The sequence below is a fragment of the Microbacterium album genome (assembly GCF_014643695.1).
Lineage (GTDB): Bacteria > Actinomycetota > Actinomycetes > Actinomycetales > Microbacteriaceae > Microbacterium > Microbacterium album.
The window spans coordinates 228-15,173 of the sequence record NZ_BMJY01000009.1; the positions used below are offsets into that span (position 1 = coordinate 228).

The window sequence follows — 14,946 nt, forward strand, 5'->3', positions numbered from 1 at the left end:
GCCCGCCAACCAGGCGCGCAGCGCCCGGCGCGCGAAGCAAAGCGAAGCGCCTCCCCCGAGGAGCGGCCCCTCGGGGCCCGACGAGCGGGAGGAAAAAAGAAGAGCGTGGGAGAAAAAGAAAACACGCGGGAGAAAAAGAAAAGGAGCAAAAGAACCCACCCGTCACCGGGCCCGGCGGCGACCCAGGAGCACCGAGCCCGCCAGCAACGCGAGGAGCGCCGCGGCGATCAGCCACGTGGAGGCGGTGCCGCCCGTGGCGGCGATGGGGCCGCCGTCGGGCCGGGCGGGACCGACGGGCTCCGTCGGATCGGGGGCCGGCTCCGTCGGGTCGGGATCGGGGTCCGGCGTCGGGTCCGGCTCGGGGTCCGGCTGCGGGTCCGGGCCGGGCTGCGGGTCCGGATCGGGGGCCGGGAGCGCTTCGTAGGCGAAGGCCCGCGGCGCCGTGGCGGTGCCGGCCGGCGTGGTGACGGTTACGTCGACCTCGCCCGGCGCGTGCCGCGGCGTCGTGACCTCGCAGACGTCCTCTCCCCCGACGCGACCGCACGTCACGTCCGTGCCGGCCACGCCGCCGAACGCGACGGAGGGTTGCCCCGCCGCCCGCTGCAGGAGAGCGGGGGGCGGGAACAGGTCGGTGCCCGCGATGCTCACGCGCGTGCCCCCGCTTTCGGGCCCGCGGTCGGGAGAGACGCGGGTGATCGCCGGCGGGGCTGCAGCCACCGTGACGGTGAAGCTCGTCGCCCCGCAGGCGCCGCCGTCGTCGCACACGCGGACGGTGACGCTGAACACGCCGGGCCGGTCGAACCGGTGCTCGATCGCGAACCGTGATCCATCGAGCGCCAGGGGCTCCGGCCCGCCGCCGAAGTCGACCGTGGCCGTCCAGGTGTTGTCACCGGGATCGGCGAAGGTGCCCTCGGCGCGCAGGGTTCCGCCCGGGGCGAGCTCGGCGTCGTCGATCGGCGACAGCGCCGGGGCCACGTTCGTGACGGTGATCGTGCGGCGAGCGGTGTCGGCCAGGCCACGTTCGTCCGTGACGCGCACGGCGACGTCCCGCGTGCCGAAGGAGCGCAGCTCCACGTCGACCTCCGCGGTCGCGGCGTCGTCGAACTCGCCGTCGCCGTCGAGGTCCCACGCGAACTCCAGGTCGCCCTCGCCGGTCGAGGCGGCGGCGCTGTACGTCGCGGTCGTGCCCTCGGCGACCTCGGTCGGACCGGCGATCGCCGCGACCGGCGGCGGGAGCTCGCCAGGCGTGATGGTGCCGGTCCCCCGGGTCGCGATCACGTCCCGCCCGGAGGACGCGCTCGCGGCCGAGACGTCGAGCAGGAAGCGCTGCGGCGCCTCCCGCTCGCCCGCCTCGACCGTCACCTCGACGACCGCGGACGGGTTCTCGGCCGTCAGCTGTACGACTCCGGACCCCGCCACGCCGTCCGGGGTCGGGTCGCCCTCCTGCCAGGGCGCCGTCACCGACCAGGGCACCGTGACGGTGTCGCCGGGCACCAGTTGGGGGGCCGAGATCGTGAAGGGCACGACCACGGTCTCCGCCGGGGCCGGGACGATCTGGTCGCTCGCCTCCACCAACACGGGCTCGTCGTCGACGATCGTCGCCTCCGCCGTCCCGGTGCCGATTGTGACTCCCCGCGGGTCGAACAGCTCGACGGTGAACGTCTCGTCCGGCTCCAGCACGGTGTCGCCGTTGACCCCGACCGGGACCGTCGCGCTCGTCTGCCCCGGCGCGAACGTCAGGGTGCCGTCGGCGCCGATGTAGTCGCCGGTCGAGTGCGCGGTGCCGTCGACCGTGCGCCACGACACGGACGTCTCCGCGTGGCTGGGACGGTCGAGCGTGACCTCGAAGACGACGTCGCGGCTGCCGGTGTGTCCCTCCGTCACCGGCGCGGGTGACGAGACGGAGACGGCGGGCGCGGGATCGTCGTCGGAGATGGACACGGTCGCGACGTCGTCGCCCAGCGACGCCCACGCCGGCGGCGACGACAGGACCACCTCGAAGGCGCGCTCGAGACCGTCCTGGGCGATGTCGTCGTCGAGCGTCGGCACCTCGATCACCGCCGTCGTCTCGCCCGCGGGCACGACGACGCTGCCGCTCGTCGCGACATAGTCACGGCCTGCCGCGGCGGACCCGTCCCGCGTCTCGTACGCGACCTCCAGGTCGACGCGCGCGGGATGCGTGATCGTCACGTCGATCCGCGCGACATCCCCCTCGGCGACTGACGCATCCGCGACGGAGGCCTCGATCCCGGGGCCCCGCACCTCCGCCAGCCGCTCGAGCGGATCGCCGACCTGCGCGAGCGCGAGACTCTGGTGGAACGCGCCGCTGATCGCGGCGTCGATGGCCGCCACCGGACGGTCACCGGGCATCGGAATCAGGGTGGGCACGTCGACACGCGTGCCGGCCGGCAACCCGATCTGGCCGTTGCGGTTCCAGCCCCAGCCCAGCACGCTGCCGTCCTCGCGGATCGCGAAGCTGCCGACCGTCCAGTGCTCGATCGCCACCACGCGGGGTCCCTCGGGCAGGTGGATCTGCTCGGGCAGCGGGCGGACGCGGTCCGGCGCGGACTGTCCCTCGGTGCAGCCGAGCGCGCAGTCGTAGTCCTGGCCCCAACCCCAGACCGTGCCGTCCGTCTTCAGCACGAGCGTGCTCTGCAGGCCCGCCACGACCTGGGCGACCTCGCCGGGACCCATGCCCTGCACCTGGCCGACGATCCACCCGTGCGTGTTCGGCGGCAGGGTGCGGCCGATGTAGCCGTTCACGCCACACGAGAGCAGCTCCCCGTCGCGGGTGAGGAAGAACGCGCTGCCCGCGGTCTGTTGAACGACGGCCTGGCGGATGTCGTCTCCCACGCTCTCGATGACGACGGGGAGGTTGCCGACGTTGCCGCCGCCGGGTGCCTTGCACGGGTCGATAGAGCCGCTGCCGAAACCGAGCACGCGCCCGTCCTCCAGCACGGCGAGGTTGCCGTGCGTCGCGACGGCGATCTGCGCGACACCCGTCAGCGGTTCCGTGCCGGTCGGGTCGAGCACGAGGGTGGGATGCGGTCGGTATCCCTGCGGCACGCCGTCGCCCGCATGGCCGCCGCTGCTCCCCCAGATCGCGACCTGCCCGCCGTCGAGGATCGCGGCGAACTTGCCGCCGTGCCCCACATGGGAGCCGAAGGCGCGCGCACGAAGCTGGGACCCCTCTGCTCCGCCCACTCCGAGCACGGGACCCGGGACGAGCCGCGTCGGTCCACCCGGCCCCGTGTGCCCGGCACCGAGGTGCGAGGCCGAGCCCCACGACCAGACGAGCCCCTCCCGGTCGATCCCCGCCCCGGCGACGCCGTTGAAGCGGATGTCGCGGAAGGACGGCAGCGTCGAGACGGTCGGGGCGAGGTTGTCGCCGAGCACGCCGATTCCCGCCGTGCCGTAGGAGGCCGTGCCCCACACCACGAGCGGCCGGCTGCGGCTGAGCACCGCGTAGGTCACCTCGCCCGCGTCCCCGACCGCCGCCGAGTAGACCGCACTGCCCCCGGCGACCTGCTCCGCCTCGGTCGGCGTGGCCGTGCCGCCTCCCCACGTCACGAGCGTCCCGTCGGCGCGCGTCACCGCCGCCCGCGCGCCGCCGGCCGAGAGCCCGGTCACCGCCGCGCCCTCCGGGAGAGCCACCGCCCGCGGGACCGAGCGGTCCGCACCGGGCGCGCCGCCGCCGAGCTGACCGACGTCGTCGCGTCCCCACGCCCACGCGGTTCCCGCGGCGTCCAAGACGAGCGAGAACCCGTCTCCGGCGGCCAGGCGCGCCGGTCGCGCGCCGTCCTCCCCGAGCTCGATCGCCACGGGAGCGCCGATCTCGGCCGGCCCCTCCCCGAGCTGGCCGCGGTCATTGGCGCCGCAGCCGTGCAGCGTGCCGTCGGCGAGCGCGATGAGGAGGTGCCCGGCGCCGCCGGCGAGCGCCACAGCCGGCCCCGGAAGCCCGGGCACGCGCGCCGCGGTGCGACCGGCCTCGGTGCCGCACGCTCCTCCCGTGACGTAGACGTCGCCGTCGCTCACGACCGCGGCGAAGGTCCCCGCCGCGGCGACGGCCGTGGCGTCTGTCAGCACACCGTCGGGGCCTCGGACGAGCTCGGGCACGTTGCGCGACGTCGCGGCACTGCCGGTGCCGAGCGCCCCGCGGGCGTTCGGCCCCCAGGCGGCGGCGGTGCCGTCGGCGAGGAGCGCGATCCCGATGCGGTTGCTGTCCATCTCGGTCACCGCGGGTCCTTCGACCCCCAGCTGTCCCGTGCCCGACAGCCCTGTGACGGCCACCGGTGTACCTGCCTCGGCGTTGCTGCCGCGGCCGAGCTGGCCGTCGGTGCCGTATCCCCACGCCCACAGGGCCCCCGTGTCGGTGAGTGCGAGGCCCATGCGATGTCCGGCCGCCACGCGCCGCACGCCGTCGAGGCCGCGGATGTCGGCGGGCGTCCGGGACAGCTCGACGTTGCCCGCCGAGCGCCCGAGCACGAGCGAGTTGACCTCCGGAAGCTCACCCCAGGACGAGACGGTGCCGGCCATCCCGTCGCCCGGCACGTCGGACGTGCCCGGGTTGCAGTCGTCGTCGACCCCGTTGCCCGGGATCTCCGTGCGCCCCGGGTGGACGAGCGCATCGGTGTCGTCGCAGTCGGCGGTGGCGACCCAGCCGTCGGCGTCGTCGTCCACGTCCACGACGCTGAGGTACCAGTTCTCGACGGCACTGCCGCCGTGCGGCGCGGTGACCACGAGGTCCAGGTGGAAGACGCCGAGGTCGTCGCGCGTCGGCGTGAAGACGAAGGTGTCCCCGCTGCCCGCGGGCTCGCCGTCGAGCAGCCACTGGGCCGTGCCCCCCGAGAACGGCACCGAGAGCGTGAACTGCTCCCCCGCCTTGGCCGTGAGGAACACGCTGCCGTCGTTGTCGATCGTGGGGCGGTCCCCGCGATCCAGCGTCAGCGGCGCGTACGCCACCGACACTGCGCCGTCCTCCGCGGTCACGCGCACGCCGATCACGCCCGGCGTGGTCACGGTCGGCACGAATGACGCCGACTCCCCGGCCGCGTCGTCGAACGCGCCGTCGCCGTCGAGGTCCCACTCATACGCGGAGATCGCGCCGCCCGTCCCGGCCACCGAGGCACGCGCGTCCACGGCGAGCTCTTGCCCGACCGCCGCCGTGTACGGGCCGCCGGCATCCGCGACCGGCGCGGTGCGGGGCACGGCCGACTGCGCCTCGAGCCCGGCGATGACGCCCTCCAGCCGTTCGGCGTAGGCGCGCAGCTCGGCGGCCATGGCCCCCTGGCCGGTCTCGAGCCGCCCGAGGTTCTCCTGCATGGCCGCGACCGTCCGGCCCGCGGCGTTCGCGAACGGGCCGGCATCGCTCGCCACCCGGTGCGCCTCGGTCATCTCCTCCGGCGTCAGACCCAGGTTCAGCAGCGTCTGGCGCTGCGCGGGCGTCCACGTGCCCGTCCGGAGCCGACCTGCCTCCACCACCATCCCGTACACGGTCTCGTCCCAGCGGGTCAGCTCGCCGACGCTCTCGCGCAGCTCCGCGACGGCCTCGCCCGTCGACTCGCTCGCCACCGCGAGCGCCAGGGCCAGCTGCCGCAGCTCCCGCGCGTGGATGAGCGCCCACTCGCCGTCCGACGCGTACGTCGCCCCCTGATAGCGCTCGAGCGCGTGCAGGAACGCGTCGGCGAGCGCGGTCTCGGTGGCCGAGGGCGCGGCGAGGCCCTCGAGCGCGGCCTTCGGCCCGAACGCGGACGCGGCCGGCAGGGTCTCGATCGGCTCGATGACCGTGGGCTGGCGGTAGTCGTGGTCGGGCGGGTCCTCCGCGATCGCGAGCCAGCGGTTGGCCTGGGAGGCGGCGAGGTCCACGGTGCCCTGGATGACCGCGGCAGGTCCGCCGGAGGCGGGCGTGAGCTTCTTCTTCAGCGCGACCATCTCGTCGATGAGGGTGATGAACCACCCGGGCGACGTGATGATGGCGTCCACGAGCGACTTGGGGTCCTTGCCCTCGTACGCGCCCTTGAGCGCCTGGACGAGGATGCTGGTGGTGATCCATAGTGCTGCCGACTCCGCGGCCTGCCGCTTCAGCTGTCCGATCGAGTCCCGGTACGGCGGCAGCACCGCGGGGTACTGCACCGTGATCGCGCCCGGGAAGACGCTGTCGTAGACCGGGTTGTAGACGCCGTCCTGGCAGTTGTTGATCACGACGTCATAGGTGCCCTCCCCCAGCGCGCCCTGTGGTCCGGTGATCGCGAGGATCTCCTCCAGGAACGCCCCCGAGCTGCCGAAGCCGATGACCGTGGCGGGTTTCGTGCCGTCCGCCTGCGCGAGCTTCTGGAACGGCCGCGCCGAGCCCGCGGCGACGATGAAGATGTCGGACGCCGGAAAGGCGAAGTCGTTGGTGCCGCCGGGCAGGCAGGTCACCACGGAGCGCAGCGCGCCGTGGGCGCGGATGACGCCGTTCGCGCCCGCCGTCATGCGCGGTTCGCCGTCGCCGAAGTACAGCAGGTCGCCGCCGGCCGCCCCCGCGGGGCTCGCCGGAGCGGCCACCATCAGGGACACGAGCAGGATCACCGCACCCAGGGAGGCGACGAGCCGACGGAGCGGAGATCGGAGGGAGGACGGACGCAGGAGGGAGGCGGTCATGGGCACACGGTCTCGGGTTCGGCGCAGGCGGGGGCCGCGCGGGCGCGACCTGCGCCCAAGGGCATGGTGACGCACGTGTGTCCCGGGCGGACAGGGACGGCCGTCCTCGTCCGACCAGGGACATCCGCCGTCGGTTCCGCGACCGCCAGACGGTGCCTATGCCATGAAACCGAGCGCCTCGCAAGGTTCATGCGCTCGAAACAGCCTGCCCCTACGCTGGCGAGATGACGGTGGCGGGAACTCTGGGCGTGGAGGAGGAGTTCCATCTGATCGACGCCGGTAGCCGCAAGCTGTCGGCGCGTGCGCCGCAGCTGCTCGCCCGCCTCCCCGCGCGCAGCTACTCCGCGGAGCTGCAGCGCACGACGGTCGAGACGAACTCCGGGATCGCGCGGACGCTCGACGACCTGCGGCAGGACATCCTGGGCCTCCGACGCGGGCTCGCGACGGTCGCGGCCGACGCCGGCCTCGCGATCGCGGCGGCCGGCACGGCTCCGCGCTCGGAGTTCGCCGACTTCGAGCTGACGGCCAACGGAAGGTTCGGGCGGATGCAGGAGCAGTACCGGCTGCTCGTCGACGAGCAGCTCATCTGCGGCGCGCACATCCACGTCGGGGTCGACGACCGGGACCTGGCCGTCGAGATCGCGCAGCGCGTGCAGCGCCACCTGCCCACCCTGCTGGCGCTGTCTGCGAGCTCGCCGTACTGGAACGGTCACGACACCGGTTACGCGAGCATCCGCACGATCATCTGGCAGCGCTGGCCCACGACCGGAGCGACGGGCCCCCTCGCGTCCGCCGCCGAGTACGACCAGCTCGTGGCCGACCTCATCCGCACGGGCGTCATCGCCGACGAGAAGATGGCGTACTTCGACGTGCGCCCGTCCTCGCACGCTCCGACGCTCGAGCTGCGCGTGTGCGACGCATGCCCGGTCGTCGACGACGCGGTGCTGCTCGCCGGGCTGTTCCGAGCCCTCGTCCTCGCGACGGCGCGCGACGTCGAGGCGGGCGTCCCGTTCACGCCCGTCGCCCCGCCGCTGCACCGCGCGGCCATCTGGCAGGCGGCGCGCGGGGGCCTCAGCGGCAACCTCCTGTCGCTCGACGCGCATCCGCGTCCCGTGCCCGCCGCGGCGGCCGTGCGCGGCATGATCGCGGGCCTGCGTCCCCAGCTCGAGGAGCTCGGCGACTGGGACGAGGTGCAGCGACTGGCCGAGACGCTGCTCGTGCGCGGCAACTCCGCCGATCGCCAGCGGGCGGGCTTCGCCGAGCGCGGAGACCTCGACGACGTGGTGGACCTCGTCGTGGCCGAGACCCAGGGGCCCGCCGAGGGCATCGTGCCCGAGGTGCCGGCGCTGCGCACCTACGCCTCGCGCGCCGGCGACGAGGCCGTCGGTCCGGGCGCGCGCCCCCGGCCGCAGTACCGCCGGATCGTCGACTTCTACCGCCGGCTCAAGCCCGCCGCGATCGAGGAGCGCCAGGAGCTTCGCGACCGGCTGGCGGCCGAGGCCGAGCTGTCGTTCACGGTCGACGGACAGACGCGCGGGTTCCACGTGGACCTCGTGCCGCGCCTGGTCAACTCGTACCAGTGGTCCGAGCTGCGGGCCGGGCTCGAGCAGCGGGCGCGCGCGATCGAGGCGTTCCTGCAGGACGCCTACGGCGAGGGGCGGATCTTCCGCGACGGCGTCGTGACGGCCGCCGAGATCAAGGACGGGCCCGGATGGCGTCCCGAGGCCCTGCGTCTGCCTCCCACGGCCGTGCGCGCGCCGGTCATGGGATTCGACGTGGTGCGCAACGAGTTCGGCGGCTGGCGCGTGCTGGAGGACAACGTGCGCACTCCCAGCGGCATGGCCTTCGCGATCGCGGCCCGCGAGATCATGGACGGCGCCGCCGCCGAGCTCGTGCGCCCGCCGCGCCTGCTCGATCCCCGCGCCGCGCTGCCCGCCCTGAGGCGGACGCTCGCGGCCCATGCCCCGGGCGGGACGATCGTGCTGCTGTCCTTGGGCGGCGACAGCTCCGCATGGTACGAGCACCGCCGGCTCGCGGCGGGCGCCGGTATGCTGCTCGCCACGCCCGACGACGTGACGGTCGCGGACGGGCGCGTCGTGCACCTGCCGACGGGCGCGCCGATCGATGCGCTCTACCTGCGGCTGGACGGAGAGCTCGCCGACCTCCGGTCGGTGGCGCATCCCGAGCTGGGACGCGCGATCCTCGACGTCGCGGCCGAGGGGCGGGTGGTGCTCGCCAACGCGCCTGGCAACGGCATCGCCGACGACAAGGCCGTGTACTGCCTCGTGCCCCAGCTGATCTCGTATTACCTGGGCGAGCGGCCGCTCATCGAGTCCGTGCCGACCTATCGGCCGGGCGACGAGGCCGAGCGACGCATCGTCCTCGAGCGGGTAGGAGAGCTCGTGACCAAGCCCGTCGACGGTCTCGGGGGTCACGGAGTGCTGATCGGTCCGACGGCGACCGCGACGGAGGTCGCGGAGCGGCGCGCGCAGATCGCGCGCGAGCCCGACCGCTGGGTCGCGCAGGAGGTCGTCACCCTGTCCTCGCATCCGACCTTCGCGGGGACCGTGCTGGAGCCCCGGCACATCGACCTGCGCGCCTTCGTGTTCGTGCGCGGGACAGGCCCGGACGACGTGGAGCTCGCCGACCTGGGCCTCACACGCGTCGCCGCCGCCGGGAGCATGATCGTGAACTCCTCCCAGGGCGGGGGCGCGAAGGACACCTGGATCCTGGGACCAGAGGACTGACGACAGGAGGAGACCCATGTGCGGACTCGCCGGCGAAGTGCGCTTCGACGGACGCCCGGCCGACCTCGACGCGCTCGCGGAGATGACCCGATGCCTCGTGCATCGCGGCCCGGACGGGACGGGAGTGTGGGGTAACGGTCCCGTCGCGCTCGGACACCGCCGCCTGTCGATCATCGACCTCAGCCCGGCGGGCGGGCAGCCGATGGTCGACGCGCACCTGGGGCTCACGATCGCGTTCAACGGCTGCGTCTACAACTATCGCGAGCTGCGCGCGGAGCTGGAGGCGGCGGGGCACCGCTTCTTCTCGACCTCGGACACGGAGGTCGTCGCGAAGGCCTACGCGCAGTGGGGCAGGCAGTGCGTGGAACGCTTCCTGGGCATGTTCGCCTTCGCGATCGTGGAGCACGCGTCGGGCCGCGTCATGCTCGCGCGCGACCGGCTCGGCATCAAGCCCCTCTACCTCGACGCCCGGCCCGGACGGCTGCGCTTCGCATCGACGCTGCCGGCGCTGCTCGCCGGCGGCGGCGTCGACACGTCGATCGACCGCACCGCCCTCGCCCACTACATGACCTTCCATTCGGTGGTGCCCGCGCCGCGCACGATCCTGACCGGCGTGCGCAAGCTGCCGCCGGCGACGGTCCGGATCGTCGAGCCCGACGGCACGCAGCGCGACCACGTGTACTGGGAGCCCGAGTTCACGCGCGATCCTGCGCGCGCCGACTGGACCGAGCGCGACTGGCAGGACGCGCTGCTGGAGGCGCTGCGGACGGCGGTGGACCGCCGCATGGTCGCCGATGTCCCGGTCGGGGTGCTGCTGTCGGGCGGCATCGACTCCAGCCTCGTCGTCGCCCTGCTGGCGGAGGCCGGGCAGACGGGCCTCGCGACCTTCAGCATCGGCTTCGACTCCGCCGGCGGCGAATCGGGCGACGAGTTCGAGTACTCGACGCTCGTGGCCCGGCGGTTCGGCACGGATCACCACCGCATCCGGATCGACGCCTCGCGGCTCCTTCCCGGCATCGACGGTGCCGTGCGGGCGATGAGCGAGCCCATGGTCAGCCACGACTGCGTGGCGTTCTATCTGCTGAGCGAGGACGTGTCCCGCTCGGTCAAGGTCGTCCAGTCCGGGCAGGGCGCGGACGAGGTGCTCGGTGGTTACGACTGGTACCCGCCGCTCGCGAACGTGCCGCGGGACCAGGCCGCCGAGGCGTACGCGCGGGTCTTCTTCGACCGCAGGTTCGCCGAGCTCGACGGACTGCTCGCGCCGGAGTGGCTGCCGGACGAGGACGCGCCGTCGGCCTTCATCGCGGAGCGTTTCGGGCGCCCCGGCGCCGAGACGTCCGTGGACGCCGCGCTGCGGAACGACACCACGATCATGCTGGTGGACGATCCCGTCAAACGCGTCGACAACATGACCATGGCGTGGGGGCTCGAGGCCCGCGTGCCGTTCCTCGACCACGAGCTCGTCGAGCTGGCCGCGCGCATCCCGCCCGCGCTCAAGCTCGCCGACGGCGGCAAGGGCGTGCTGAAGCGGGCCGCGCGCGGCATCGTGCCCGACGAGGTGATCGACCGGAGGAAGGGCTACTTCCCCGTGCCCGCGATCCGACAGCTGGAGGGGCCGTACCTGGACCGCGTGCGCGACGTCCTCACGGACCCCGCGACCCTCGAGCGCGGCCTGTTCGACCGTGCCGCGGTCGACCGGATGCTCGCCTCCCCCAACGACACCCGGACCACGCTGGGCTCCAACGCGCTCTGGCAGCTCGCGCTGCTCGAGCTGTGGCTGCACGAGCACGGGATCCGCTGACGACCGCCCCGGCTACGACCGCGACAGGATCGAGGCGACCGACATGACCGACATGACCGACACCACCGACACCACCGCCGACATCCCCGCGACGCGGGACGGCGCCGAGCCGACCGACGCGGTCGCGCTGGGCGACGCCCTCGCGGAGGCATGGGGCAGCTGGGGTCCGACCATGACGCCCGACGCCGGCCGCGTCGCCTTCATCAGCGACCGCTCCGGCCGCCCCGAGCTCTGGGTGCAGGACGTCGACCCGGACCGTCCCCCGGCGCCTGCTCGGCGGATCCCGCTCACCGAGGACCCGGTGGTGGCCGTGCAGTGGTCGGCGGACGCGTCCTGGCTCTCGGTCGCGATCGCGACCGACGGCGGCGTGCGCACCCAGGTGTGGGTCGTGCGACCCGACGGCTCCGACGCCCGCCGCATCTCCGGCCCCCCGTCGGTCCACGCCGAGCTCGGCCCGTGGACCCGCAGCGGCCACCACGTCGTGGTGACCTTCCCGGGCGAGGAGCCCGAGGAGCCGACGCGGTCCTTCCTGGTCAACCCGGTCACGGGCGAGTCGCGCCTGCTCGCCGTCGGCGATCTCGTGCACGTGCTGGACCTCTCGCTCGAGGAGCGCCTCGTGGTCCTGCTCGACGGGCGCCGGGGTCAGCAGTTCTGCGTGGTCGTCGACCGTCTCTCGGACGAGAGCCATCCGCTGCTGCCCGGCGAGAGCACCGGGTCGACCGACGTCGCGCTGCTGCGCCGGGCGCCCGACGACGTACCCGCCCCGCTCGTCGCCTACGTCGTCACCGACGTCGGGCTGCCCCGCCGGCAACTGGTCTCGATGCCCCTGCACGTGGAGGGCTGGCGCGGCCAGAAGCGCGTGCTCGCCGCGCGCGAGGACGCCGAGCTGGAGGCGTTGGACGCCGACGACGCCGGGCGGCTGCTCCTGCTGGTCTGGAACGTCGCCGGACGCAGCGAGCTCGAGCTGCTCGTGACGTCGACCGGCGAGCGGATCCCCGTGCCCGAGCTGCCGGGCGCGGTGGCGGCGACGCCCGTGCTCAGCCGCGACGGGCACGCGGTGATCCTCGCTGTGGAGGGACCGGCGCAGCCGCGCTCGCTCTGGCACCTGGACACCGGCACGCGCCGCTGGAGCCGGATCAGCGAGAGCCCGCGCCTGCCCACGCAGGAACTGATCGAGCCCACGCTCGAGACCTTCACCGCCAGCGACGGGCTGGAGCTCACCGGGTGGCTCTACCGCGCGCGCGGCGGCGACGAGGGGCCCGGCCCTGCCATGCTCAGCCTGCACGGCGGGCCCGAGGCGCAGGAACGGCCCGTGTTCCACCCCCAGCACCAGGCGCTCGCGGCGGCGGGGATCACGGTATTCGCGCCCAACATCCGGGGTTCCTCCGGTTTCGGGCGGGCCTTCGTCCAGGCCGACGACGTCGGGCGCCGCTACGACGCCTTCCGCGACGTGCTCGACGCGCGGCGCCACCTCGTCGAGGCGGGTATCGCCGATGCCGACCGCATCGCCGTGACCGGCCGATCGTACGGGGGCTATCTCACCTTCGCGTCACTGGCCTTCTCCCCCGGCGAGTTCGCGGCCGGGGTCGCGATCTGCGGGATGTCCGACATGCTGACGTTCTATCGGGACACCGAGCCGTGGATCGCCTCGGCGGCCTACAGCAAGTACGGGCATCCGGTGAGCGACCGGCCCCTGCTGAAGGACATCTCCCCGCTGCGCGCGGCGGACCGGATCGAGGTTCCGCTGCTGGTCGTACACGGAGAGCTCGACACCAACGTGCCGCTGGGCGAGTCGCTGCAGATGGTCGAGGCGTTGCGTGAGCGTGACCGCCCCGTCGACCTCCTGCTGCTGGAGGGCGAGGGCCACGAGTTCCGCCGTGCCGAGTCACGCAGGACCCTCGTCGAGCACATGATCCGCTTCCTGCGCGAGGCGCTCGGCGTGCCCGTCCCAAGAGGAGAAGCGTAGTCGCCGACCCGGTGCTCAGGCCAGGGCGACGGCCATTCTCGACGCGCGCGCGAGCGCGGTCTAACCTGCGATGACAGCACCCCGAAACGACGCCACGAAAGGGGCTTCCATGACCGACGTCGCCTCCCAGGGACCGGCTCCGAGCGAGGAGAACCGCCCGATCCTGACCAACCGTCAGGGGCATCCCGTCTACGACAACCAGAACTCCCGGACCGTGGGCGACCGCGGGCCCGCCACGCTGGAGAACTACCAGTTCCTCGAGAAGATCAGCCACTTCGATCGCGAGCGGATCCCCGAGCGTGTGGTGCACGCGCGCGGTGCGGTGGCCTTCGGGCACTTCGAGGCGACCGGCACGTGGGGCGACGAGCCGATCGCGAAGTACACGCGTGCCAAGCTCTTCGCCGAGCCGGGCAAGAAGACCGACCTCGCGATCCGCTTCTCGACCGTGATCGGCGGCCGCGACTCCTCGGAGGCGGCGCGCGACCCGCGCGGGTTCGCCGTGAAGTTCTACACCGAGGACGGCAACTGGGACCTCGTGGGCAACAACCTCGCGGTGTTCTTCATCCGCGACGCGATCAAGTTCCCGGACGTAATCCACGCGCTCAAGCCCGATCCCGTGACGTTCCGGCAGGAGCCGGCGCGCATCTTCGACTTCATGTCGCAGACGCCCGAGGCGATGCACATGCTCGTGAACCTGTTCAGCCCGCGCGGCATCCCGGCCAACTACCGCACGATGCAGGGCTTCGGCGTGAACACGTACAAGTGGGTGAACGCCGAGGGCGAGACGCACCTGGTGAAGTACCACTGGATCCCGCGCGCCGGCGTCAAGAGCCTCACCGAGAAGGACGCCGCGAACATCCAGGCCACCGACCTCGGGCACGCGTCGAAGGACCTGTACGAGGCCATCGAGCGCGGCGATCACCCCCAGTGGGACCTGTACGTGCAGCTCATGAGCGACGACGAGCACCCCGAGCTCGACTTCGATCCGCTCGACGACACCAAGGTGTGGCCGGAGAACGAGTTCGAGCCGAAGCTCGTCGGCACCATGACGCTCACGAGCAACGTCTCGGACCACCACAACGAGAACGAGCAGATCGCGTTCGGCACGGGCGTGCTCGTGGACGGCCTCGACTTCTCGGACGACAAGATGCTCGTCGGCCGCACCTTCTCGTACTCCGACACGCAGCGCTATCGGGTGGGGCCGAACTACCTGCAGCTCCCGGTGAACAGCCCCAAGAACGCACGCGTCGCGACCAACCAGCGCGGCGGGCAGATGTCGTACGGCGTGGACCTCGGGGAAGGCCAGAACCCGCACGTCAACTACGAGCCGTCGATCACCGGCGGCCTGCGCGAGGCCGAGTACCCCACCCACGACGAGCAAGGGCCGGAGATCCGCGGGCGCCTCACGCGCAAGCGGATCCCCCGCACGAACGACTACACGCAGGCGGGCCAGCGCTACCAGCTCATGGAGCAGTGGGAGAAGGACGACCTCGTCGCCAACTTCGTCGACCTCATCGGCCAGGCCGCCCGTCCCGTGCAGGAGCGCATGGTGTGGCATTTCCTCATGGTCGACGACGAGCTGGGTCTGCGCGTGGGCGAGGGGCTGGGCATCTCGGTCGACGATGTGAAGCACCTGGAGCCGCTGCAGAGCCAGACGCTCAACGACGAGGAGCTGCAGCGCCTCGCAAACCTCGGCAACAACGGCCCGCGCGACGTCACGGGTCTGAAGATGACCCACGTCGTTCCGAACGAGCACGTGGTGATCGAGCGCTGACGCGCCCCGGGAGGGG

At 73.0% G+C, this 14,946-nt stretch carries 5 protein-coding genes; 4 read left to right on the forward strand and 1 reads right to left on the reverse strand.

Annotated elements, in window-relative coordinates; translation table 11 throughout:
* Window positions 1-162: 162 nt before the first annotated feature.
* Window positions 163-6,642 carry a Calx-beta domain-containing protein gene (locus IEX37_RS10655; RefSeq protein ID WP_188756255.1) on the reverse strand — a complete coding sequence of 2,160 codons (6,480 nt, stop codon included), beginning with the start codon at window positions 6,640-6,642 and terminating at the stop codon, window positions 163-165.
* Window positions 6,643-6,866: 224 nt separating this feature from the next.
* Here IEX37_RS10655 and IEX37_RS10660 point away from each other — a divergent pair, with 224 nt between their 5' ends.
* The 4 genes from IEX37_RS10660 to IEX37_RS10675 all read left to right on the forward strand — a co-directional run bounded on the left by IEX37_RS10660 (window position 6,867) and on the right by IEX37_RS10675 (window position 14,930).
* The gene (locus IEX37_RS10660; RefSeq protein ID WP_188756256.1) at window positions 6,867-9,389 is read left to right on the forward strand and encodes a carboxylate--amine ligase/circularly permuted type 2 ATP-grasp protein; all 2,523 of its coding nucleotides are present in this window, start codon (window positions 6,867-6,869) and stop codon (window positions 9,387-9,389) included.
* 16 nt (window positions 9,390-9,405) lie between these two features.
* Entirely contained in the window at window positions 9,406-11,190 is a 1,785-nt protein-coding gene (locus IEX37_RS10665) for an N-acetylglutaminylglutamine amidotransferase (RefSeq protein ID WP_188756257.1), read from the forward strand.
* Window positions 11,191-11,233: 43 nt separating this feature from the next.
* Complete coding sequence (locus IEX37_RS10670) at window positions 11,234-13,156, forward strand: S9 family peptidase (protein WP_229663212.1); 1,923 nt, start codon at window positions 11,234-11,236, stop codon at window positions 13,154-13,156.
* A gap of 109 nt (window positions 13,157-13,265) precedes the next feature.
* A complete protein-coding gene (locus IEX37_RS10675) occupies window positions 13,266-14,930 on the forward strand; it encodes a catalase (RefSeq protein ID WP_188756258.1) in 1,665 nt (554 codons plus the stop codon).
* Window positions 14,931-14,946 lie beyond the last annotated feature (16 nt).